Below are 23924 nucleotides of genomic sequence, written 5' to 3'. Positions count from 1 at the left end.
GAGAGGCAAAACACCATGTGCCCTTTCTCACAAAACCCTGCGCCCGCCAGTGAAGCAACGGGCGCCGCCCTGCCTGAATCCATCGTGCACGAAGAGCGCGCCCAGCTCGACTTCAGCAAATCCATGAGCTACGGCGACTACCTGCAGCTCGACGCCACCCTCACCGCGCAAAAGCCGCTGTCGCCCGCGCACGATGAGATGCTGTTCATCGTGCAGCACCAGACCAGCGAGCTGTGGATGAAACTGATGCTGCACGAGCTGCGCGCCGCCATCGGCCACATTGCGCGCGATGAGCTGCCACCCGCCTTCAAGATGCTGGCGCGGGTGAGCAAAATCATGGAGCAGCTGGTGCACGCCTGGGATGTGCTGGCCACCATGACGCCGCCCGAGTACAGCGCCATGCGCCCGTACCTGGGCCAGTCCAGTGGCTTTCAAAGCTACCAGTACCGCAGCATTGAATTTGCCATGGGCAACAAGAACCGCGCCATGCTGCGCCCCCACGAGCATCGCGCCGACTTGCTAGCCCAAGTGCAGGCCGCGTACGAAGCGCCGTCGCTGTACGACGAGGCCCTGCGACTGCTGGCGCGGCGAGGCATTGCGGTGCCCACCAGCCACACCGAGCGCGACTGGACACAGCCGTACGCCGCAAGCGACGCGGTGGAACAAGCCTGGCTGACCGTGTACCGCAACCCCGAGCAGCACTGGGAGCTGTACCAGTTGGGCGAGGAGCTGACGGACCTGGAAGACGCCTTTCGCCTGTGGCGCTTTCGCCATGTGACGACGGTGGAGCGGGTGATTGGTTTTAAGCGCGGCACCGGCGGCACGGGCGGCGTGAGCTACCTGCGCAAGATGCTGGACGTGGTGCTGTTCCCTGAGATCTGGACGCTGCGGACTGCGCTGTAGGCGATTACAAGTAAAAATAGCTGCCAGCGCATATGAAATGAGCGCTGGCAGCTATTTATTTGATAGCAAAATTAAACACACCGGTGATTCAAAAAAGCGGGTCTGCGCGCAGCCGCCGATTTCAAGGATTCAGTGGACCAGATCACCAGACGCGGAAGACTTCGCCATTGCCAGCGCCGTCCACGCTGCGTGCATAGGCCAATGCAACGCGGGCAGCGGACACCGATTCAAACCCCACAAAGTACGGGCCGTAGACGGGCAAAGATTCAGTCAACACGGTGGGGCTCACGATGTTGATGCGCTGTCCGTGACCTAACTCCAGGGCCGCCCCCCTGACAAAACCTTCCAATGCGCAGTTCACCGAGGAAGCGTTGACGACCTGGCGTATGAGTGCATCCACCGCAATGCCGCTGGTGAGTGTGAACGAGCCCCCTTCGTTGAGGTATTTCTGGCCTTGCAAGACCAGCTCCACCTGTCCCATGAGTTTGCTGTTGAGCCCGAGCCGGAACTGCTCGCCGGTCATTTCTGCCAGTGGACCGAAATGGATGTCTCCAACCGCAGCCACGATGGCATCCACTGGGCCAACTTTTTTAAGCAAAGCGGCAATGCTCTGGGGCTGAGAAATGTCCACCGGATGCGTGCTGTTGCTGCGACTGGCCTGGATCACGTCGTGACGCGAAGACAGCTCTTGGACGACGGCACGCCCGATGGTACCGCTGGCACCGACAACGAGAACTTTCATAGATTTCCTTCCATTCATGGATGCCAACATGGCATGGAGGGCATTGTTGATTGCAATCTATTTTTGGATAAATAAGACTATATTTACTTTATATAAAACCAATAGTTTTGAATAAAAGGAAGCCCAGATGGACCGATTGGAAAGCATGGCGGTCTTTGTGGCCACGGTGGATCGCGGCAGCCTGAGCGCTGCCGCCGAGGTGTTCAACATCTCGCCACCGATGGCGGGCAAACACATTCGGCATTTGGAAGAGCGTTTGGGCGCGCGCCTGCTCACCCGGACGACACGCCGCCAAAGTTTGACCGAAATGGGGCGCGTGTACCTGGAGCAATGCCGGCAGATTCTGGAGCAGGTACAAGCGGCCGAATCCGGGGCGGCACAGTTGCGCAGCAACGCTAAAGGGCTGCTGCGCATCAATGCCCCGGTATCGTTGGGCACGGTCATGCTGGCACCGGCTGTCACACGCTTTTTGGAGCAACAGCCCGAAGTGCAGGTGGAATTGATTCTGAACGACCGGGTGGTCAACATCGTCGAAGAAGGCTTTGATGTGGCGTTTCGCATCGGCGCGCTGGCAGACTCTGGCTTGGTCGCGCGGCGCCTGAAGGACTACGGTGTGATGATTTGTGCATCCCCGAGTTACTTACAACGCTATGGCACGCCGCAGCATCCCGATGAACTGAGCCATCACCAATGCCTGGGCTTCACGCATTGGTCCAAGAAAGGCGGATGGGCTCTGGGCCGCCATGAAACACCCCCGAACGGCTGGCCCCAGAGCCGCTTCCAGTCCAACAACAGCCTGGCTCTGCGCATGGCTGCGCTAGAGGGCTTCGGCATCCTGATGCAGCACTCCGTCATGCTGGCGGGGGATGTGGCAGAAGGTCGCCTCGTGGAGCTGCTGAGCGACTATTGCCCGCCACCGCGCCAAGTGCATTTGGTCTACCCCCGAGACAGGCAACCCATGCCCAAACTGAGCCGGTTCATAGAGTTTGTTCTGGCGGAGTTTGGGGCCGCCGCATGAGGCGTTGCGATGGGAATGGCTTGGTTGCACAAACCATCGCCAGGGCGCTGGTCGCCTGGGCGCATGAGTGAGCGCCAAGGGTCAAAGACCCGCTACAGCACCGCCCACGGGGCACAGGACAACGCAGCGCTCAAGAGCGGCTGACACGACTCAGCGAAGCGGCCCTGGCCAGGCGCTGCGTCGCAGGCAATACAGGGGTACGACGGGTACGGGGTACGACAAGACGGAACAACGACGCCTGGGACACGTCAATGCCGACAACGATCCACTCATTGGCGTCTGCCATCACCCCTCCTTGCAAGTACGCAGTCTGCGCGGCTTACGTCTTGCGCAGCCCACCAGCAACGGCTCGGGCTCGCAACAAACGGCCAGCTATTCACGCCAAATGCTGTCCCACGGACTCCCATCCCAGAGGGCCTAAGAACCTGTTCAAAGGGCTGTGGAGAACCGTCCGCACCCATTTCCCGAAACAACGCAAACGAAAGAGACAAGGGACTGAGAACCCTCTGAGATACATACCTTGTCAAGCAAAAAGAGCTGCCAGCGCCGAATAATCAAGCGCTGGCAGCTCTTATTTTTATAGCACTGAAAAATCCCCAGCGGTCGTGCTTACCGCCGGGGGGCCGTCAGGCCGGGCACGTCAGGGCAGGCTCAGGTACTCGCCTTCGCGCACGCTCACGCGCTGCTCGCGGCCACCCATGGTGTAGGTCACCCACAGCACCTTGGGCACGTTAGGGGCGGGGTCGTAGCCCGCCAGTTCGTTGCCCACGCGGGTGCTCAGGCGATCGCCCTGGGCCATGGAGCGCAGGCGCTCGGTCAGGTTCACCATCTGGCCGCCGGCGCCGTACACGGCGTTGAGGATGACCAGTTGATTGCGAGGCTGGTTGTTGCCATAGCCGCCTTGGTTGCCACCTTGATAGCCCCCCTGGTACCCGCCCTGGTTGCCACCGCCCTGCCAGCCGCCGTTCCAGCCTTCATTGCCCCAGTTGCCACCGCCCCAGCCCGTAAAGCGGGCGCCATCGATGGTGCTGCCTTCGGGGTATTCGAACATGCGCTCTTGACCGCCGCGGGTGCGCACATAAATGCGCAGGGTCTTGCTGCGGCCCCGGTGGGGGTCCACGCCAAAGGTGTCGTTGGTCAGCGCAATGGCGCGGTCGTCGCGTGCCAGGTCGCGCAGGCGGCGGGTCACGTCCACGTGGTGCTCTTGCGTGCCATACAGGGCCTGCAGGATGCGGAACTCGCCGTCATCGCGGCCATCGTTGCCCTGGCCGCCGCCCTGGTTGCCGTGCCAGCCGCCGTTGTGCCCGCCCTGCCCCCAGTTGCCGCTGCTCCAGGCGGTGAACTGGTTGCCGTCCACAATGCTGTCTTCGCGGTATTCAAAAGTGCGGGTGGCGCCATTGGGGCCACGGGCGTAAATGCGCAGCACCTTGACGCGACCCCGGTCAGGGTCTGTGCCAAAGACATCGTTGCTGACGCGAATGGGCTGGTCCATGGCGGCGAGTTGCTTGAGCCGCTCGGTCACGTCCACGTTGCGCTCTGCGGTGCCGTAGCGGGCGCTCAGCACCTGGTAGGCACCACTGTCGCCCCCGCGCTGGGCAGCCGCAGGGGCCAGCAATCCAAAGAACAACAATAAAGCGGCCCAAAAGCCGTACAAGGGGTTGCGAAGCAACATGAAAACCTCCTGAGGTGTTGGAATCATCGCGGCAGCGATATTGATTTTGTAAGGATGAGGAGCCAAAGCAAACAGCTCCAGGGCGCCTCCCTCTAACGGGCGCCGGGGCTGCCCGTTGACCGCGCAAACCCGGGGGCGATTATCGGTGCGGAAAAATGCCGCTCCAACGCTTTTTGGCGCACGCCGCGCGGCGTGGGCGGCGTACCCAATGACCGCAAATGGGCGCAGAGTGGTCGATGCAAGGCTGCGAATGGTTGCCACACGCCTGGACTGTCGGCCCTACGCCATCGCGGCGGCACCCGAGAGACAGGTGTCGGCCACACCAAGCGTTACGCTTGTTGCCATGGCTACTCCAACCACCCCACTCAGCACGCCGCACTTCACCCGTCCGTTGGGGCTGCAGCCCCGGCAGGCCTGGGCCATGCTGCTGGCACTGGTGAGCGGCTTTGCGCTCAGCCAGGCGTTTCGCACCATCACTGCCATCATGGCCACAGGCCTGCGGGCAGAGTTCGGCCTGTCGGCGCAGGCGCTGGGGGTGTTTGCCGGGGCATTTGCTTTTGCCTTCGGCACCATGCAGCTCTTCATGGGCATTGGCATCGACCTCTATGGCGTGCGGCGCACGCTGCTGGTGGCGTTTCCGCTGGCGATTGCGGGCTCGGTGCTGTCGGCGCTGGCACCGGGCTATGGCGCGGTGCTGCTGGGGCAGGTGCTGATCGGCGTGGGCTGCGCACCTGCATTTTTGGTCTGCACGGTGTTCATTGCGCGCTACTTTCCGGCCAGCCGGTTTGCGATGGTCTCGGGCGTGGCCATGGGTGTGGGTGGGCTGGGCATGTTGTTCACCGGCACGCCGCTGGCGTGGCTGGTGCAGCTGTCGTCCTGGCGCATGGGTTTTGCGGTGCTGGCGGGTTTTGCGACACTGGCCTGGCTGCTGATCTTCTGGAAGGTGCACGAGCCCGCGCAGCCCGCGCACAACGCGCCCCCGCGCGAATCGGTGCTGCAGGCGGTGCGCGGGTTTGGCGCGCTGTTCTTGCTGCCGCACACCGCAGGGATCATGCTGCTGGCGCTGACGACGTATGCGTCATTTCTCACGCTGCGCGGGCTGTGGCTGGGGCCGCTGCTCATCGAGCGGCATGGCTACTCGCTGGTGGCCAGCGGCAATGTGGCCATGCTGTCGTCGCTGGTGTCGCTGTTCACACCGGCACTGTTCGGACGGCTCGACCCGGGGCCGGGCCCACGCCGCCGCTGGATCACGGGCTTCACGGTGCTGCTGGCCACCCTCTTCGGTGCCATCGGCCTGCTGCACGCCGAGTGGCTGGACGTGGCGGGTTCCATCGCGGTGGGCCTGCTGTCGGGCTACATGGTGCTGCAGTATTCGGACGTGCGCTCGGCCTACGCACCCGCCGTCACGGGGCGCGCCATGGCGGTGTTCACCATGGCGCTGTTTCTGGGCGTGGCGCTGATGCAGTGGGTGACCGGCGTGGCGGCCTCCATCGCCGCCGCACAGGGTGCGGACCCCTATGTGGCCGTGATGCTGACCATTGCGGCCATGCTGGCGGCAGGCGCCCTGGCGTTCAGGTGCCTGCCGGCGCCTGCGCACTGATCCGCGTGAGGGATGCGCCCGCCCAATCACACTGGGGCGGGCCGGGGGTACGCTTCGTGACCCAGCCATTTTCAGGGTGGCGCGCTTCATTCACCCAAAGTATCGGAATCATCGAAAGTCCCTCCGCATGAACCTCATCCAGCTGACAGACCTGCAGCCCGCAGACATCCATCGCATCTGGTCGCTCGTCAACATGCCCGCCGGGGCCGCGCTGCAAGGCACGGTGGCGTGGTCGTTCGAGGGCAACGGCATCCGCACCCGCACGACGTTCATTGAGGCTTTCCGGCAACTCGGACTGGTATTCACCGAACTGCCCAACCTGCTCAAAACGGGCGAACGCGCCTGTGATCTAGCAGGGTACCTAGACCCGTTCTACGACTTGTATGTGGTGCGCGAATCCAACCATGCCCGGCTTGCTGAATTTGCAGCCGCATCCCGGCGCCCCGTGATCAACGCCATGTCTGCCCAGGGCCACCCCTGCGAGGTGCTGACCGACGCGTACTACATCGACACACAGATCAAACCCCTGGCGCAAGCGCGCGTCTGTCTGTGGGGGCCCAGCACCAACGTGTTCCGCTCCTGGCACGCGCTGGCGCAGGCGCAGGTGCTGGGGTTGGGGCTGGTGCAGGTGTGCCACCGGCGCTTTCATGAGGCGCTGCCGCAGGTGGAGTTTGTGGACGCCGCCACACTGCAAGGCCCGGTGGATGTGGTCATCACCGACAGCTGGCCCGCAGGCGCCGAAGCGGGTGCAGGCACACCAACCGACATGACACCGCTGACCGAGGAACACCTGGCCGCCTTGGGCCACCCCGCCCTGCTGCCCACGCCCCCCTTCACCCTGGGCCGCGAGCTGGCCGTAGACCCAGTGGAGTACCCGGGGTTTGTGGGTTATGCGCAAAAAGAACTGTTGCTGCCTGTGCAAGCGGCCATCATCCGTTGGGCACTGGGCGCGGCCACCGATACACCGCACGCAGAAGGCGGCCAGGCGGGTGGGTGAACCTGCCATCGAATGGCGCAATGGCTCCGGCCTCGGAGCAACCTCTTCAAAATCAGAATCAAAATGGCGTCTAGCGCTTACCTACCAAGCGCAAACAGCTATAAATTCAATAGCGATTCGCTAGCATGCGGTGCGAGGGACTCCACGTTGTGCCGTTGTGCCGTTGTGCGGAACATGCGCTAGCACGCCACCGCTCGCCGCGCGCTCTACAACAGCCCCCCACGTCCGTCGTCCCCATCACCCTGCAGATGCCGCCACCGAGTGCAGCCGCAAGGGATTGCCTCCGTCGGCGTCCGCACTCTCGATGTGCACGCCAAAACCCCACAGGCGCGCCACGTGCTTGAGCACCTCCTGCGTGTCATCGGCCAGCGGGCGGCCCTGGTACTGGGTGTGCCGCAGGGTCAGGCTGCGGTCGCCGCGCAGGTTCACATTCCACACCTGGATGTTGGGCTCACGCGTGCCCAGGTCGTATTGCTTGGACAGCATCTGGCGCAGGTTGCGGTAGCCGTTTTCGTCGTGGATCTCGCTGACCACTATGTCGCGTGCGTTCGCATCATCGTGCAGCGCAAACAGTCGCAGCTCGCGCATCAGGTGCGGGCTGAGGTATTGGCCAATGAAGCTCTCGTCCTTGAAGTTGCGCATGGCGTGGTCCAGCGCGGGCAGCCAGGGTGTGCCTGCGATGTCTGGGAACCAGTGGCGGTCTTCTTCCGTCGGGTTCTGGCAGATGCGCTGGATGTCGCGGTACATGGCGAACCCCAGCGCATAGGGGTTGATGCCGCTGTAGGCGCGGTGCCCCACGGGTGGCTGGTAGACCACGTTGGTGTGCGAGCCCAGCCATTCCATCATCACGCCGTCGCTCAGGTAGCCATCGTCGTACAGGGTGTTGAGCAGTGTGTAGTGCCAGAACGTGGCCCAGCCTTCGTTCATGACCTGAGTCTGGCGCTGCGGGTAGAAGTACTGCGCGATCTTGCGCACGATGCGAACGATCTCGCGCTGCCAGGGCTCCAGCAAAGGCGCGTGTTTTTCGATGAAGTACAGGATGTTTTCTTGCGGTTCCCTGGGGAAGCGGTCGGTCTCCTGCGCCGCATCTTCCTTGCCGGGGCGCGTGGGCAGGGTGCGCCACAGCTCGTTGACCTGCTGCTGGGCATAGGCCTCGCGCTGCGCGCGCTCCAGATGCTCGCGCGCCAGGTTCTTCTTGGAGGGGCGGCGATACCGGTCCACGCCAAAATTGGCCAGTGCATGGGATGAATCCATGAGCCGCTCCACCTCGTCCATGCCATAGCGCTCCTCGCACTGCGCCACATAGTCCTTGGCATACACCAGGTAGTCGATGATGCTGGACGCATCCGTCCACATGCGAAACAGGTAGTTGCCCTTGAAGAAGCTGTTGTGGCCGTAGGCGGCGTGGGCAATCACCAGCGCCTGCATGGCGGTGGTGTTCTCCTCCATCAGGTAGCTGATGCAGGGGTTGGCGTTGATGACGATCTCATACGCCAACCCCATATGCCCGCGCCGGTAGCGCCGCTCGGTGGCCAGAAACTCCTTGCCGTAGCTCCAGTGCCGGTAGTTCACCGGCATGCCCACGCTGGAGTACGCGTCCATCATCTGCTCGGCGGTGATGATCTCCAGCTGGTTGGGGTAGGTGTCGAGGCCAAAGCGCTCGGCCGTGGCGGCAATGGCGGCGTGGTAGCGCTCGATCAGCTCAAAGGTCCAATCGCTCGGGTCGGGCAACGGCTCGGCAGGCCGCGCGCCCGCAGGCAGGGGCTGGCCGGGCACGGCGCGGTGGCGGCGCTCACCCACGGCAGCAGCCTTCCAAGGGTTGTCGCTGACGCGGCGCTCCAGCACGGGGTACTGCACAACGTTGTTCATGCGGCCACCCCCTCTTTCTTGAACAGGTCGCGGAACACGGGATAGATGTCGCCAGGCGCGGAGACCTTGCGCATCGCAAAGTGAGGGAACTGCGGCTGCAACTGGCTGTACTCGTCCCACAGGTTCTGCTCTTCCTCAGCCACCTGCACATAGGCAAAGTGGCGCACCAGCGGCAGGATTTTGTCTACCAGCAGGTTGCGGCAGATGCCGCTGTCGTTATTGAAGTTGTCGCCATCGCTGGCCTGGGCCACGTAGATGTTCCAGTCGCCCTGCGGGTAGCGCGCACGGATGATCTGGTCCAGCAGGACCAGCGCGCTGCTGACCACGGTGCCGCCGCTTTCGGTGGAGTGAAAGAACTGCTCCTCGCTCACCTCGGCCGCCTGGGTGTGGTGGCGGATGAATACGATGTCGATGGTTTCGTAGTGCCGCGTGAGAAACAGGTACAGCAGGATAAAAAACCGCTTGGCCAGGTCCTTGCGTGTCTCGTCCATCGAGCCCGACACGTCCATCACGCAGAACATCACCGCTTGGCTGCTGGGCACCGGCACGGGCGTGCGGGCACGAAAGCGCAGGTCGATGGGGTCGAGGTAGGGAATCCTGTCAATGCGCGCCGTGAGCGCATCAATGCGGCGCTGCAGCTCTGCCACCGCCTCGCTCGCGCTGTCGTCCTGCGCCAGCAACGCATCGAGCTCGGCCTGCAGCGCCAACAGTTCACGGTGCGACGACTTGCCCAGCGCGATGCGCCGGCCCAAAGCGCCGCGCATGGTGCGCACCACGGCCAGGTTGTTGGGGATGCCATCCTGGCTGTAGCCCGCGCGGCGCGACTTCCACTGCGGGTTCTCGCCGATGTGGGTGCGCAGCAGGTGCGGCAGCGCCAGGTCTTCAAAAAAGAGCTGCATGAACTCTTCCTTGGTCAGCGTGAAGGTGAAGTCGTCCTCGCCCTCTCCATTGTCGCTGGCCTGCGAACCACCGCCGCCGCCCCCGCCTTTCTGGGGCCGCTCAATGCGGTCGCCACGCACATGCTCTGCGTTGCCGGGGTGCACCGTGTCGCGAATGCCGCCCCGGCCATGGTGGAACATGGGCTCGCTGATGTCCTTCTTGGGAATGGTGATGCTCTCGGCCTGCTCCATATCGCGGATGCCGCGCTGCGAGACGGCACGGCGCACCGCATCCGCGATCTGCTCCTTGTAGCGGCGAACAAATCGCTCACGGTTGCCCACCGACTTGTTCTTGCCAGCGAGCCTGCGGTCGATGATTTGCAATGCCATTTTCAGCCCCCGTGCGGCCACCACCCTCTGCCACCGCTAGCCCCCTGCCCCCGCGCGGGCAGCCGCGCAAGGGCCGCCCCGCTGCGCTGGCTGCGTCTCCCTTCCCGAATGGCGCAGACATTCGAGAGAAGGGGGAAGGCGCGCAGCGACTCAGGGGGTTGCACCATATCTAGCTACTCTTGCGCACGCGCAGGTACCACTCGCACAACAGCCGCACCTGCTTGGGCGTGTAGCCCTTGTTCACCATGCGAGTGACAAAGTCCTCGTGCTTGCGGGCCTCTTCGGCGCTGGCCTTGGCGTTGAAGCTGATCACCGGGAGCAGCTCTTCGGTGTTCGAGAACATCTTCTTCTCGATCACCAAGCGCAGCTTTTCGTAGCTCGTCCAGCTCGGGTTCTTGCCCTGGTTGTTGGCGCGCGCCCGCAGCACAAAGTTGACGATCTCGTTGCGGAAGTCCTTGGGGTTGGCGATGCCAGCAGGCTTCTCGATCTTCTCCAGCTCGGCGTTGAGTGCGCCCCGGTCAAACACCTCGCCGGTGTCGGTGTCGCGGTACTCGTTGTCCTGGATCCAGTAGTCCGCATAGGTCACGTAACGGTCAAAGATGTTCTGCCCATATTCGCTGTAGCTTTCGAGATACGCAGTCTGGATCTCTTTACCGATGAATTCGGCATAGCGTGGCGACAGGAACTCCTTGATGTAACCGGTGTATTTGGTCTCCAACTCGGCAGGGAACTGCTCGCGCTCGATCTGCTGCTCCAGCACGTACATCAGGTGCACCGGGTTGGCCGCCACCTCAGCGCTGTCAAAGTTGAACACCTTCGACAAAATCTTGAACGCAAAGCGGGTGGAGATGCCTGTCATACCCTCGTCCACGCCCGCGTAGTCACGGTACTCCTGGTAGCTCTTGGCGCGCGGGTCGGTGTCCTTCAGGCTCTCGCCGTCGTACACCTGCATCTTGCTGAAGATGCTGGAGTTCTCAGGCTCCTTCAGCCGCGTAAGGATGCCGAATTGCGCCATCATCTTGAGCGTACCGGGCGCGCACACGGCGTTGCCCAGCGATGATTCGCGGATGAGCTTTTCGTAGATGCGGATCTCCTCGCTCACGCGCAAGCAGTACGGCACCTTGACGATGTAGATGCGATCAAGAAACGCCTCGTTGTTCTTGTTGTTGCGAAACGCCTTCCACTCGCTCTCGTTGCTGTGGGCCAGCACCACGCCGTCAAACGGAATGGCACCGAAGCCCTCCGTGCCCTTGTAGTTGCCCTCCTGCGTGGCAGTCAGCAGCGGGTGCAGCACCTTGATGGGCGCCTTGAACATTTCCACAAATTCAAGCAAGCCCTGGTTGGCCAGGCACAGGCCGCCGCTGTAGCTGTAGGCGTCGGTGTCGTCCTGCGCAAAGGTTTCGAGCTTGCGGATGTCCACCTTGCCCACCAGGCTGGAGATGTCCTGGTTGTTCTCGTCGCCCGGCTCGGTCTTGGCAATGCCCACCTGCTTGAGCACGCTGGGGTAGCGCTTGACCACACGGAACTGGCGGATGTCGCCGCCGTACTCTTCCAGCCGCTTCACCGCCCACGGTGACAACACGCGCTGTAGGTACCGACGCGGAATGCCGAACTGATCCTCCAGAACGGGGCCGTCTTCTGCGGCATCGAACAGGCCCAATGGCGATTCATTGACCGGCGAGCCCTTGAGCGCATAGAACGGCACCTTCTGCATCAGGGCCTTGAGACGCTCGGCAATCGAGCTCTTGCCGCCACCCACAGGGCCCAGCAGGTAGAGGATCTGCTTGCGCTCCTCCAGTCCCTGCGCGGCATGTCGAAAGAAGCTCACCACCTGCTCGATGGACTCCTCCATGCCGTAGAACTCGGTGAATGCGGGGTAGCGCTTGATGACCTTGTTGGCAAACAGCCGCGACAGGCGCGGGTCGTTGCGCGTGTCCACCATCTCGGGCTCGCCAATGGCTGCCAGCATGCGCTGGGCCGAGGTGGCGTAGGCCATGGGATCACGTTTGCATTCGGCGAGGTACTCGTCGATCGACATTTCCTCTTCGCGGCTACGGGCATAGCGCGCGGCGAAGTTGCTGATGGCATCCATACGACCTCCTGTGGCGGCACCCCTGGCGGGCTCAGGTGGTGCCACGGTGTTGCATTCGCAATCGCTACCGGCTTGACCCTTTGTAGCACCACGAGCTGCGCTTGAACAGCAAATTCGTGGACGCATGGCTGGCCTTTTCGGGGCGTTGCACACACAGCGATAGAGCGTGGCACACTGCGCGAAGTTCACCCCGCAAAATCCGCTTGCGGGTTGCCCCGGATAGGGTATGCACTGACAACCCACAGGTCATGTCGATGACCACTGCATGGACCATGCGCCCACGGCTTGTCCGCAGGACGCCCCCGCCCCCCGTCACAATGAACTGGCGCTGGAACCGTCGCCCCGGTACAGCCAGGGCACATCCAGCACCCGCTCGCCCAGCAGCTTGAGCGACAGGTCGCGCGCCCAGCGCACCGGCCCGATCGCGTGGAAGATGCGCCCGTTGCGCGTGGAGCGGGCTTGCACCCGTGCATTGCGCTGCCAGCGGTTGACGGCGTAGCGGCGCAGGCGCAGTGGCACGTCCAGGTCGTGCATAGACAAGGCGCGTTCAAGCTGGGCAGCGTCTTCAATCGCCATGCCCGCGCCCTGCGCCAAGTAGGGACGCATGGGGTGAGCAGCGTCGCCCAGCAGCGCCACCAGGCCTTGGGCCATGTCGTCGGGGCTGCGCACGGGGGGGCGGTCGCACAGGGGCCACAGGCGCCAGCCGCTGCCTGCGGCCTCTACGCTGTGCACGGCATGTTGTAGCGCGGTGCTGGTGCCGTGCAGGGCATATTCCAGGTCGCGGGCGTTGGCGTCGTGGTCCCAGGTTTCCAGGTTGGCGGGGGCGGGGCCTTGCACGATGAGCACCAGGTTTTGCAGCTCGCCCCGGCGCACGGGGTACTGCACCATGTGCAAGCGCGGGCCCAGCCAGGCGGTGACCTGGCGCGTGCGCAACGAGGGTGGCAGTGCGCTTTGCGGCAACAGGGCGCGGTAGGCCAGGTGCCCCGTCACTCGGGGGCTTTGGTAGCCCAGCAGTTGGGTGCGGGTGCGGCTCCACAGGCCGTCGGCGCCAATGAGGGCGTCGCCCTCAATCTCCTTGCCCTGGCTGGTGCACACCGTCACCACGGTCTCGGCCCCTGGCACGCTTTGGGCGGTGGTGCTGGCATCTGCAAAGGATTCGATGGCCAGGCCCTGGTGCAGTTGCGCATCGGTGTAGCGCTGCACGCCCTCGTGCAGCAGGGCATGCAAGTCGGCGCGGTGGATGGTGGCGTAGGCCGCCCCGTAGCGTTGCACCGCTGTGCGGCCCAGCGCCAGGGTGCCCAGCACCTGCCCGCTGAGGGCGCTGCGCACCTGCAACTTATCGGGGAAGGCCGCCACTTGCTGCAAGGCCTTTTGCAGGCCCCAGGCCTGCAGGCAGCGCACCACGTTGGGCCCCAGTTGCACGCCTGCACCGACCTCAGAGAACGCGGCCACGCGCTCGTACATGCGCACATCCCACCCGGCGCGGGACGCCGCCAGCGCCGCTGCCATGCCGCCAATGCCGCCTCCGGCAATCAATACCTGCTTTTTCATCCGAGCATTGTCGGGCCTGCGGGGGCGCCTAGGAGCCTGTCGGACTTGGAAATCGTCGGCTGCAAATTGACCTCAGCGGTCCATTTTTCACCGTCTTTTTGCCCCATAGCCCGGCTATGGGGCCGCAAATCCGGCAAAAACTGTCCTCGCCGGGGCCAATTTTCGCTTTCGACGCTCCAAGTCCGACAGGCTCCCAGGGCCTCCACAGGCCCTGCCCCAGATCAAGTTTTACGCTTCGGCGCCTGCGGGCCCGAGCGCGGCCTCCAACACCGCCACAGGCATGGGGCGGCCAAACAGATAGCCTTGAAACGCTGGGCAGCCATGCTGCTTGAGGAATTCAAGCTGGCCTGGCGTCTCCACCCCTTCGGCCACCACGCCCAAATCCAGGCTGTTGGCCAGCGCCAAGATCGTGCGCACGATGGCGGCGTCGTTGGGGTCGGTGAGAACGTCGCGCACAAAGCCCTGGTCGATCTTGAGCTGATCCAGCGGCAGGCGCTTGAGGTAGCTCAGAGACGAGTAGCCCGTGCCAAAGTCGTCCAGCGAGAAACCCACGCCCCGCTCGCGCAACTGCTGCATGCGGGCAATCACATCCTCCACGTCGGTCAGCAGCAGGCTCTCGGTCAGCTCCAGCTTCAAGCGCTCGGGGTTGGCGCCGGTCTGCTGCAGCACCTGCAGCAGCTGCTCCACAAAATCGGCCTGCCGAAACTGCCGCACGCTCACGTTGACCGACAGGAACAGCGCCCGGGTGAGCCGTGTGCGCGACCAGGCCACCAGTTGCTGGCAGGCTGCCTCCAACACCCACTGGCCCAGCGGAAGGATCAGCCCGGTCTGCTCTGCCATGCCAATGAACTCGGCGGGGGCGACTACGCCGCGCTGCGGGTGGTACCAGCGCACCAGGGCCTCGGCCCCCTGCAGTTGGCCGCTGCAGTCCACCACCGGCTGAAAGTACAGCCGCATCTCCTGCAGCTGCAAGCCCCGACGCAACTCAGTCTCCAGCACCGAGCGAGCGCGGGCGGCGGCCTGCATCTCTGGGTCAAAAAATCTCTGTGTATTGCGGCCAGCCGCCTTGGCTTGGTACATGGCCAGATCGGCGTGCTTGAGCAGTTCGTCCACCGAGCAGGGCTGGTGCGGGCCAAACAGCGCAATGCCAATGCTAGGGGTGCTGTGGTAGCCGATGTCGCCCTCAGGGCCCATCGCGTAGGGCTTGCCCAACGTGGTGATGATGTAGCTAGCAACCAGGGCGGCTTCGGCACTGGCCTGTGCAGCATCCGTGCTCAAGTCTTCCAGCAGCACTACAAACTCGTCGCCCCCAAAACGCGCCACGGTGTCGGTGGCACGCACGCAGCCTTGCAAACGCTGCGCCACCTGCACCAGCAGCTCGTCGCCCTGGTCATGGCCCTGGGTGTCGTTGAGGTCTTTGAAATTGTCCAGGTCAATGAACAACAAGGCGCCATACACAGGCCGCCGCGCCACAGTCTTGAGCGTGCGTTGCAGCCGGTCTACCAGCAACCTGCGGTTGGGCAGGCCAGTCAGGGCGTCGTAAAACGCCAGACGCTCAATCTGGCTTTCCACGCCCTTGCGCTCCGTGATGTCGCGGCCCACGCCGCGATAGCCCCGCAGAGCGCCCTGCCCGTCAAGCAAGGGCACACCGCTCACGCTGATCCAGTGCAAGGTGCCGTCAGGGCGCCTTCGCTGCAGTTCCAGGTCGCGAAAGGGCTGTTTGGATGCCAGCACGGCACGGTGGGTGGCCCAGTCGGCCTCGTTCATGTTCAGCGCGCCCAGCTCCCAGCGGGTGCGGCCCAGCACGTCTGCCTGGGTGATGCCGTTGATGCGCAAGTCGCCCGCCAGTTGCACGAAGCACCCTCGGGCATCGGTCTCCCAATACCAGTCCGAAGACAGATCGCTGAGCGAGCGAAAGCGCGCCTCGCTCTCGCGCAGCTCGGCCTCCACGCGCACATAGTCGCTCACATCGGCAAAGGTGCGGACCAGCCCGCCATCTTCGACCGCCGTCGTGCGCACTTCCAGCGTGCGGCCGTCGCGGGTGGCGCGCCAGTACAGGGCGGGCGATGCCGCTACGGCCCCTTGGGCTACGTACGCTTGCCCGCGCACATCCACCAGCGAATAGCCTTCGCCAAAATCACCACGCTGCGCCTGCACCTGCGTCACCTGCGCCAGCGTGGGCTGGGTGGTCATGAGCGATTCGGGCAGGTCCAGCAACTCCAAAACGCGCTGGTTATAGATGTGCACGCGACCATCGGGCCCGGTCTTTAAGATGCCTTGGCTCATGCGCCCCAGGGTGACCTGCAGCGCCAGCCGCTGCCGCTGCAATTGCCCCAGGGCCTGGGGCTGCTCTGGCCCCTGCGGCAAGGCGGGCTGCTGCAACAGCGCTGCCAGGCGCTGCAGCAGCTCGGGCAGATGTAGATGGGCCGCCTCATGGGATGCGCACGCAGGGCTTGCGTCCATGGGAACCTGCGCGCGCAGCACATAGTCGCCCAGCCCACAGCGAAAGCCCCGTGCGGCCAGCGCCTCTTGCGCCGGGGTCACGCACAGCAGCACAGGGTGCCCTGCGCACAGCGCCAGCGGCCCGGCCACATCGGTGGCCGTGGGCGGCAGGCACAGCACCACCGCCCGCCAAGCCTGCGAGGCCAGCGCGCCAGCCGCTTCGGCCGCGCAGGTGCCATGCACGACCCGGCAATCGGGCAGCGTGGTGGCCAGCAGCGCCTGGGCCGCCTGCGCGTGTGCCACATCCTCGTCAATCCAGAGCACCGCTGCGGTCATGCACGCGTCCTGGGGGGTGGGGGTTGTGTAGGCTGTGCGCCCTCCGGGTGGCTCAGGTCATGGTCGCGCTCAAACACGTCTACAGGGACCGGTCTGCCAAACAGATACCCCTGGAACCCCTCGCACCCGTGCAGCCTCAAAAACCCCAGCTGCCCCGCCGTCTCCACCCCCTCGGCCACCACCTCCAAGTCCAAGCTCTTGGCCAGCGCCAAGATCGTCCTCACAATCGCCGCGTCGTTCGGGTCGCTCAGCACGTCCCGCACAAAGCTCTGGTCTATCTTCACCTGGTCCAGCGGTAGCCGCTTGAGGTAGCTCAAACTCGAGTACCCCGTGCCAAAGTCATCCAGCGCAAAGCCCACCCCTTCTTTCTTGAGTTGCTCCATGCGCTCTATCGTGTCTTCTATGTCTCCCAGCAGCAGGCTTTCCGTGAGTTCGAGTTTGAGTCGGCTTGGGTCGGCTTGGCAGTCTTTCAAGGTGCCCAGCACTTGGGCCACGAAGCCTGCTTGTCTGAATTGCCGGGCGCTGACGTTCACGGACAGGGTCAGGTGCGCTGTGGCCGGGTTTTGCGCCCAGGCGGCCAGTTGGCTGCACGCGGTGTGCAGTACGGTTTGCCCCAGCGGCAGGATGAGGCCGGTTTGCTCTGCCAGGGGGATGAAGTCTGCCGGGCTGATCATGCCGCGCTGGGGGTGGCGCCAGCGGGCCAGTGCTTCTGCCCCCACGAGTTTGCCGTCTTGGTCCACCACGGGCTGGTAGTGCACCATGAGTTCGCCCCGCGCCAGGCCTTGGCGCAGGTCGGCTTCCAGGTTGGAGCGGGCGTTGACTGCCGCTTGCATGTCGGGGTCAAAGAAGCGTTGGGTGTTGCGTCCTGCAGCTTTGGCCTGGTACATGGCCAGGTCTGCGCGTTTGAGCAGTTCGTCTACGCTCAGGCGTTGTTCCCCGTACAGGGTGATGCCGATGCTGGGGGTGCTGTAGTGTTGCCCTCCGTCCAGCGCGAAGGGTTCGTTCAGGCTGGCCAGCAGTTTGTCGGCGACGATTTCTGCTTGGCTGGCGGCTTCGTGCAGGTCGGCGCTGAGGTTTTCCAGCATGACGACGAATTCGTCCCCCCCAAAGCGCGCGACGGTGTCGGCTTCGCGCACGCTGCCCACCAATCGGGCGGCCACTTGGGACAAAAGCTGGTCGCCCATGTCGTGGCCCAGGGTGTCGTTCAAGTCTTTGAAGTTATCGAGGTCGATGAACAGCAGCGCCCCTTGGGCTTTGGTGCGTTGGCCTGCGGCGATGGAGCGTTGCAGGCGGTCCAGCAGCAACCTGCGGTTGGGCAGCCCGGTCAATGCGTCGTAGAACGCCAGCCGCTCGATCTCTTGCTCTGCTCGCTTGCGGTCTGTGATGTCGCGGCAAACGCCCAGCACGCCCGTCACGCGGCCTTGCGAATCGCGGATGGGGGTTTTGATGGTTTCAAACTGGCCCTGGTAGCCGTCTTCGGCAAAGGTCAACGTCTCTTCGTACACCAACGGCTGCCAGGCCGCAATGGCCCGGCGGTCCATGGCACGGAATCTCTGGGCATCGGCTTCGGGCACAAAGTCCAGGTCGGTGAGGCCCACGATGTCACGCTCCGGGCGGCCCGCAAACCGCTCAAACACGGGATTGCCAGCCAGGTACACACCGTTCACATCCTTGAGGAACACCATGTCGGGCATGGCGTTGACCACGCGGGCCAGGTGGGTCTTTTGCTCGGCCAGCTCAAGCTCAATGCGCTTGACGTCCGTCAATTCATAGGCAAACAGCACCACTGCAGGGGGCGACTGACCGGCCGCTGACTCCGGCACGATGGTGGTGCGCCAGTACTGGGCGCCCCTCTCGGTGTCCGACCGGTGCTCAAACACCACGGTTTGCCCGGTGAACGCCTGCTCAATGGGCTCACGCAAACGCGCCATGAGCCAGGGAGCAATCACCTCGGGCAGACGCTGCCCCTGCAGGGCCTGCACTGGCTGCTGCAGCCAGTCGGCCTGCTGCGCGTTCATGTAGAGCACACGCAGGTCGCGGTCGATGCGCGCCACGCCGCCGGGCACCCGCCGCAGCACCTCGGCCATCTGCGCCTCGTGCGCATGGGCGGCCACTTCGGCCTGACGTTCGACGGTGATATCACTCTGCACCCCGTCCCATATCACCCGACCGCCATCCAGCGCACGGGGTGAAGCGCTCAAGCGCATCCAGCGCAACTCACCGTCCGGGCGGCGCATGCGCACCACCACCTCCATCGATGCCATGGCGTGGAACGACTCGCGGCGCGCGGCCACCAGCGCCTGCAAGTCTTCCGGAACGATCTGGCGGTGCAGCACCTCGATGTCGCTGAGCACCTGTGCAGCCGTCACGCCATTGAGCCGCTCAATCGCATCCCCCATGTGCACAAAACGGGTGGTGCCGTCGGCATCACGGACTATCTGGTAGAGCACGCTATTGGGCAAATTGCGCCCCAACAGCTGCAGTCTCAATTCACTGTCGCGCAAGCGCTCTTGCGCCTCGCGGACCTGCACGTAGGGGCGACGGATGCCAGCAATGAAAACGCCCTGGAACAGCAGCGCATACGCCAGCACCCGAAAGCCGTGGGCCAGCGGGTTGCCCCAACTGGAATGCTGGCCGTGCATGCCGCCCCCCAATCCCACCACCAGCTCACCACACATGAAAGCGCCCGCAGCCCAGGCCATGAATCGCTCACGCCCCTGCCCCGCTGTGCCCCAGTAAAGCCACACGGCCGTGGCGCCCAGCGCAACCACCAGGACCAGCCCCAGGGGCTTGCGCAGCCCTGTGTGCGCAAACCAGGCAGGCACACCTACCGAAGCCAGCCACAGCATGCCAAACGCCCACAGGCACGCCGCCGCAGCCCAGGCACGGGGCTGCCCCGGCAAGGAGTAGCGTGCTGCCACCAAGCTGAGCGCGGCCCACTCTGCCAGGCGTGCCCAGGTGCTCATCCACAGCGACACATCGGCCGAGCCCCCCGCCAAATGCCCCTCGGGCGAGTGGGCCACGGCACCGTGCAGAAAGTTGCACACCGCCGCCAGCCCAAACCCCACCACCAGCACGTTGGAGCGGCCCTGCTCGCGCGGGTCCAGCACGTTCAAGGAGACCGATACCACCAGCAACCCCAGCAGCACCGAGGCCAGCTCCATCAAAGGCTCGACCCCGTGCAGGGCATGCCCCTCGCCCCCCAGCAGCATGGACAGGAGTGGCAGCAACAGCACCAAGGCGGCCACCACCAGCACCACCGTCACGGCGGGTGCATCAGAGGCGAAGGCGCCTGCAAGAGCGCGGCGAGAAAGAAAACGCATAGGGCAGGGGCCGATTCGAAAACGTGAGCCACAACAAGCATTTGGAGCCGGCACCGCAAGGCGCCCGTGCAGGCCCGCACACCACACCACCTTGAAAGCCCCAACCGCAGACGCAGCAGCGGCGCAGATTCCCGACCGCATCGGTGAACATCCTCCACCACACAGGGCGGGGCGCTACCGCAGCAGCCTGCGCAAAAGAGGCTCTGCACAGCTTTGAGTGTATCTAGGCGTTAACGCCTGTCCATCCACTCTTCCCCGCCGTTGCGGCGCGGGTACGCCGCCAACGCCAGGCCGTTGGCACACCCCCTGCCCGCCCCCAGGCAGACCTAAGTCAAGACTGCAGCAGTTGCCGCAACACAAAAGGCAGGATGCCGCCTGCCTGGTAGTAATCCACCTCAATGGGCGTATCGATGCGCAAGGTCACCGTCACGTCCTGGTGGGTTCCATCGCCACGGTGGATCACCAGCTTGGCGTCGCTTTGCGGCGTGAGCGCGGGGTCTGGCACCACATCGATGACTTCGCTGCCCGTCAGGCCCAGCGTCTCCCACGACTGCCCGGCCTTGAACTGCAGCGGCAGCACGCCCATGCCAACGAGGTTGGAGCGGTGAATGCGCTCGAAGCTGCGCGCTACCACGGCCTTGATGCCGAGCAGCTGCGTGCCCTTGGCTGCCCAGTCGCGGCTGGAGCCGGTGCCATATTCCTCGCCCGCAAAAACCACCGTGGGCGTCTTTTGCGCCATGTACTGCATGGCGGCGTCGAAGATGAACATCTTCTCGCCATGCAGCGGGCCCTGGTTCTGGAAGACAGTCACGCCGCCCTCTTCGCGCGAGCCATCGGCCGTGGGCGGAATCATCAGGTTCTTGATGCGCACGTTGGCAAAGGTGCCGCGCACCATCACGTCGTGGTTGCCCCGGCGCGCGCCGTAGCTGTTGAAGTCTGCCTTTTGCACACCGTGCTGCAGCAGCCACTGGCCAGCAGGCGAGCTTTCCTTGATGGAGCCTGCGGGCGAGATGTGGTCGGTGGTGATGGAGTCGCCAAACAGCGCCATGACGCGGGCGCCGAGCACCGAGGGAAGCTTGGCATCTTTTTGGCCTCCAGCGCTTGACTCATAAGCGCTGGCAGCTCCATTTTCAATAGCAAATTGGGCGAAGAACGGTGGCTCGGCAATGTAGGTGCTGGCAGGCCAGGTGTAGGCGTTGCCGCTCACGCCTTTGATCTTTTCCCACAGCTTGCCGGGGTCGGTGGCAACCTTGGCGTAGTTCTCGCGGAAAGCCTTGCCGTTCATCGCGAACTTCAGCAGGGCGTGGACTTCATCGCTGGTCGGCCAGATGTCGCCCAGGTAAATGTCTTTGCCCCCCTTGCCCTGGCCCACCGGCTCGGTCATCAGGTCCTTGAGCACCGTGCCCGCAATGGCGTACGCCACCACCAGCGGCGGGCTGGCCAAAAAGTTGGCCTTGAGGTTGGGGTGGATGCGCGCCTCGAAATTGCGGTTGCCCGACAGCACGGCCGCGCAAATCAAATCATTGCGGGTGATGACCTCGTTCAACTCAGGCGTGAGGTCGCCTGCGTTGCCGATGCAGGTGGTGCAGCCGTAACCCGCCACCGAAAAGCCCAGCTTTTCCAAATACGGCAGCAGGCCAGTTTCGGTGAGGTATTCGGTGACGATGCGCGAGCCAGGCGCCAGCGAGGTCTTGATGTGCGGCTGCACCTTGAGCCCCGCCTCCACCGCCTTCTTGGCCAAGAGGCCCGCCGCCAGCAGCACGCTGGGGTTGCTGGTGTTGGTGCAGCTGGTGATGGCGGTAATCAGCACATCGCCATTGCCCACCGTAGGGTCTGCGCCTTTGGAGGGCAGCGTGGCGAGGGATGCCTGGTCATGCGCCGTGGCCAGTGCGGGCTTGTTGGCCTCCATCTCCACCACCGAGCGCGGGGCGCCCGCCGGGGTGGGTTTACCGTCGGGCGTGGACTCTTCGGCCACGGCGTCGCCATGGCGGTGGATGTGGTGGCGCGTGTGCAGCAGCTCGGCCGGGCGGTTGAAGCCGTTTTGCGCGTTGGGCTTGCTGAACAGATCGGCAAACTCGCTACTGACTTTGCCCAGCTCGATGCGGTCTTGCGGGCGCTTGGGCCCCGCCAGGCTGGGGGTAACGCTGCCAAGGTCGAGCTTGACCACCTGCGAGTAGTCCACCTCGCCCGCCAGCGGCACACCGAATAGGCCCTGGGCCTTGAAGTAGGCCTCGAACGCTTCGATCTCGGCCTTGGTGCGGCCCGTACCTTTGAAATAGTCAATCGTCTTTTCATCGACCGGGAAGAAACCCATGGTCGCGCCGTACTCGGGCGCCATGTTGCCGATGGTGGCGCGGTCGGGCAGCGCCAGGGTGCGCGTGCCTTCGCCAAAAAATTCGACAAACTTGCCCACCACCTTGTGCTTGCGCAGCAGTTCGGTCACCGTGAGCACCAGGTCGGTGGCCGTGACGCCTTCGCGCAGCTGGCCGGTCATCTCAAAGCCCACCACATCGGGCGTGAGGAAGTACACCGGCTGGCCCAGCATGGCGGCCTCGGCCTCGATGCCGCCCACGCCCCAGCCCACCACGCCGATGCCGTTGATCATGGTGGTGTGGCTGTCGGTGCCCACCAGGGTGTCGGGGTAGTACACGCCGTCTTTGCGCTTGTGCACACCGCGCGCCAGGTATTCGAGGTTGACCTGGTGCACGATGCCAAAGCCCGGAGGCACTACGCCAAAGGTGTCAAAGGCCTGCATGCCCCATTTCATGAACTCGTAGCGCTCGCGGTTGCGCTGGAATTCGAGCTTCATGTTCAGGTCGAGCGAATTCTTCTTGCCGTAGTGGTCGACCATGATCGAGTGGTCCACCACCAGGTCCACCGGCACCAGCGGCTCGATCTTCTTGGGGTTCTTGCCCAGGCGCGCGGCCACGCTGCGCATGGCGGCCAGGTCGGCCAGCAGCGGCACGCCGGTGAAGTCCTGCAACACCACGCGCGAGACGACGAAAGGGATTTCGTCCTTGCGGTCTGCGTTGGGCGTCCAGTGCGCCAACTCCTTGACATGCTCGGCCGTGACCTTGCGGCCATCGCAGTTGCGCAGCACCGATTCGAGCACGATGCGGATCGACACAGGCAGGCGGCGGATCTGCGGGAACTGCTTGGCCAGCGCGGGCAAGGAATAGAACTGGCCCTCTTTGCCAGACGCTGTCTTAAAGCGCTGGAGGGTGTAGGAAAACGCGTGGTGCGCGGAGGCAGACGGCAAGACTGTGGCTGGCTTGGGCAATGAGGCCATGGCGAACTCCTGTGAAGACAACGGGGGAGAAACCGGTTCAAAGAGCGTGAGCCCTTCCCGCCCTGTCATTTGCCGCAAGCATCAGAGCACTGGTGGCACGACCGGGCGGCAAAGGCGCGGGCGTCGGAACCCGTTGACGGTCTTTTCGAGGGCACGAAAGGCCATCCCCAGGTTCTGGGGGCGCTGCATCCATTCTGGCAGCCTCGGGCAAGGATGCAATCGTGGGGACATCCAGCGGCAGCCACCATGGCGAGGGGACGCCGCGAGGCAGACCGCCAAGGCCCGATGATTCACACACTGAATGCTGGGGCCATCGTGCGTAACACGGAAACTCCATTGGCGGGCATAACCAAGACACTTCTACGGATAACCCACATCGGGTTAACGACTTAAACCGCGCACGCACCACTTTGTGGCACAGAAGAAGCACGCCAAGCACCTACCCTTCTCACGCTGAACGCCCATCCCCCAGTGGGAAAAGCGCGCCGCACCTGTATTGCGCAGTTCTCAGGCCGCAATATGCCCAGGACCAAACTGGTCCATCGCAATGCCGCCAACAGCCCTACCCGCATGTTTAACTTTGATTAGAAAAGGGGCAGGCAGTGATGAAGCACACCGCGAGAGCCCCATTGTTTCCGAAACGTCAAAATGACACCAAAGTGTTTGCCTGAAAAACTGCTGGGAACAATGCGGGGGTAAAACACGGCCCACTTTTGTCACCGATGGGCCCGAAACCCTGCTGCAATGGCTGGTGACAAAATCACGGAAACCTGCATGCCAATGGATCAGCCATAAAAAAAGCCCGCTAACGCGGGCTTTTTT

13 protein-coding genes are annotated in these 23924 nt (G+C 63.9%); 4 read left to right on the top strand and 9 right to left on the bottom strand.

Going from position 1 to position 23924, the window contains the following annotated elements; genetic code table 11:
- The first annotated feature begins 15 nt into the window (after positions 1 to 15).
- Entirely contained in the window at positions 16 to 903 is an 888-nt protein-coding gene (kynA, locus tag C8C98_RS15675) for a tryptophan 2,3-dioxygenase (RefSeq protein WP_121455034.1), read from the top strand.
- Positions 904 to 1045: 142 nt separating this feature from the next.
- On the opposite strand, the gene C8C98_RS15670 is transcribed toward kynA, so the two are convergent.
- Complete coding sequence (locus C8C98_RS15670; protein WP_121455033.1) at positions 1046 to 1645, bottom strand: short chain dehydrogenase; 600 nt, start codon at positions 1643 to 1645, stop codon at positions 1046 to 1048.
- Positions 1646 to 1772: 127 nt separating this feature from the next.
- Here C8C98_RS15670 and C8C98_RS15665 point away from each other — a divergent pair, with 127 nt between their 5' ends.
- Positions 1773 to 2663, top strand: coding sequence for a LysR family transcriptional regulator (locus tag C8C98_RS15665; RefSeq protein WP_121455032.1), 891 nt, complete (start codon positions 1773 to 1775; stop codon positions 2661 to 2663).
- 640 nt (positions 2664 to 3303) lie between these two features.
- Here C8C98_RS15665 and C8C98_RS21920 read toward each other — a convergent pair.
- A complete protein-coding gene (locus tag C8C98_RS21920) occupies positions 3304 to 4335 on the bottom strand; it encodes a hypothetical protein (protein WP_199726602.1) in 1032 nt (343 codons plus the stop codon).
- 343 nt (positions 4336 to 4678) lie between these two features.
- On the opposite strand from C8C98_RS21920, the gene C8C98_RS15655 reads away from it, so the two are divergent.
- Complete coding sequence (locus tag C8C98_RS15655; protein WP_233574563.1) at positions 4679 to 5935, top strand: nitrate/nitrite transporter; 1257 nt, start codon at positions 4679 to 4681, stop codon at positions 5933 to 5935.
- A 127-nt stretch (positions 5936 to 6062) separates the two neighbouring features.
- On the top strand, positions 6063 to 6932 hold the full coding sequence (locus tag C8C98_RS15650; RefSeq protein WP_121455031.1) for an ornithine carbamoyltransferase: 870 nt from the start codon (positions 6063 to 6065) through the stop codon (positions 6930 to 6932).
- A gap of 237 nt (positions 6933 to 7169) precedes the next feature.
- Here the strand turns inward: C8C98_RS15650 and C8C98_RS15645 are convergent, their stop codons facing one another.
- The 7 genes from C8C98_RS15645 to C8C98_RS15615 all read right to left on the bottom strand — a co-directional run bounded on the left by C8C98_RS15645 (position 7170) and on the right by C8C98_RS15615 (position 23102).
- On the bottom strand, positions 7170 to 8801 hold the full coding sequence (locus C8C98_RS15645) for a SpoVR family protein (RefSeq protein WP_121455030.1): 1632 nt from the start codon (positions 8799 to 8801) through the stop codon (positions 7170 to 7172).
- Positions 8798 to 10069 (bottom strand): YeaH/YhbH family protein, encoded by a 1272-nt coding sequence (locus tag C8C98_RS15640; RefSeq protein ID WP_121456308.1) that lies wholly within the window; start codon positions 10067 to 10069, stop codon positions 8798 to 8800. Before C8C98_RS15640 ends, C8C98_RS15645 begins: the two co-directional genes overlap by 4 nt.
- 169 nt (positions 10070 to 10238) lie before the next feature.
- A complete protein-coding gene (locus C8C98_RS15635) occupies positions 10239 to 12161 on the bottom strand; it encodes a PrkA family serine protein kinase (protein WP_121455029.1) in 1923 nt (640 codons plus the stop codon).
- A 312-nt stretch (positions 12162 to 12473) separates the two neighbouring features.
- On the bottom strand, positions 12474 to 13712 hold the full coding sequence (locus C8C98_RS15630; protein WP_121455028.1) for an FAD-dependent monooxygenase: 1239 nt from the start codon (positions 13710 to 13712) through the stop codon (positions 12474 to 12476).
- Between the two features lie 228 nt (positions 13713 to 13940).
- Positions 13941 to 16490, bottom strand: a complete 2550-nt coding sequence (locus C8C98_RS15625) for a bifunctional diguanylate cyclase/phosphodiesterase (protein ID WP_121455027.1) — start codon at positions 16488 to 16490, stop codon at positions 13941 to 13943.
- Positions 16487 to 19813, bottom strand: a complete 3327-nt coding sequence (locus tag C8C98_RS15620; RefSeq protein WP_121455026.1) for an EAL domain-containing protein — start codon at positions 19811 to 19813, stop codon at positions 16487 to 16489. The genes C8C98_RS15625 and C8C98_RS15620 overlap by 4 nt, the downstream gene beginning before the upstream one ends.
- A gap of 331 nt (positions 19814 to 20144) precedes the next feature.
- Entirely contained in the window at positions 20145 to 23102 is a 2958-nt protein-coding gene (locus C8C98_RS15615) for an aconitate hydratase (protein WP_121456307.1), read from the bottom strand.
- Positions 23103 to 23924: the final 822 nt, after the last annotated feature.

The sequence above is a fragment of the Acidovorax sp. 106 genome (genome assembly GCF_003663825.1).
GTDB lineage: Bacteria > Pseudomonadota > Gammaproteobacteria > Burkholderiales > Burkholderiaceae_C > Acidovorax.
This window is presented reverse-complemented; position numbering and strand designations above follow the sequence as displayed.

What these genes read in the sequence shown, in the direction of transcription:
- C8C98_RS15635 (WP_121455029.1), bottom strand. Translation starts at nt 12,161, where the DNA reads ATGGATGCCATCAGCAACTTCGCCGCGCGCTATGCCCGTAGCCGCGAA.
- C8C98_RS15625 (WP_121455027.1), bottom strand. Translation starts at nt 16,490, where the DNA reads ATGACCGCAGCGGTGCTCTGGATTGACGAGGATGTGGCACACGCGCAG.
- C8C98_RS15655 (WP_233574563.1), top strand. Translation starts at nt 4,679, where the DNA reads ATGGCTACTCCAACCACCCCACTCAGCACGCCGCACTTCACCCGTCCG.
- kynA (WP_121455034.1), top strand. Translation starts at nt 16, where the DNA reads ATGTGCCCTTTCTCACAAAACCCTGCGCCCGCCAGTGAAGCAACGGGC.
- C8C98_RS15665 (WP_121455032.1), top strand. Translation starts at nt 1,773, where the DNA reads ATGGACCGATTGGAAAGCATGGCGGTCTTTGTGGCCACGGTGGATCGC.
- C8C98_RS15670 (WP_121455033.1), bottom strand. Translation starts at nt 1,645, where the DNA reads ATGAAAGTTCTCGTTGTCGGTGCCAGCGGTACCATCGGGCGTGCCGTC.
- C8C98_RS15615 (WP_121456307.1), bottom strand. Translation starts at nt 23,102, where the DNA reads ATGGCCTCATTGCCCAAGCCAGCCACAGTCTTGCCGTCTGCCTCCGCG.
- C8C98_RS15630 (WP_121455028.1), bottom strand. Translation starts at nt 13,712, where the DNA reads ATGAAAAAGCAGGTATTGATTGCCGGAGGCGGCATTGGCGGCATGGCA.
- C8C98_RS21920 (WP_199726602.1), bottom strand. Translation starts at nt 4,335, where the DNA reads ATGTTGCTTCGCAACCCCTTGTACGGCTTTTGGGCCGCTTTATTGTTG.
- C8C98_RS15620 (WP_121455026.1), bottom strand. Translation starts at nt 19,813, where the DNA reads ATGCGTTTTCTTTCTCGCCGCGCTCTTGCAGGCGCCTTCGCCTCTGAT.
- C8C98_RS15645 (WP_121455030.1), bottom strand. Translation starts at nt 8,801, where the DNA reads ATGAACAACGTTGTGCAGTACCCCGTGCTGGAGCGCCGCGTCAGCGAC.
- C8C98_RS15650 (WP_121455031.1), top strand. Translation starts at nt 6,063, where the DNA reads ATGAACCTCATCCAGCTGACAGACCTGCAGCCCGCAGACATCCATCGC.
- C8C98_RS15640 (WP_121456308.1), bottom strand. Translation starts at nt 10,069, where the DNA reads ATGGCATTGCAAATCATCGACCGCAGGCTCGCTGGCAAGAACAAGTCG.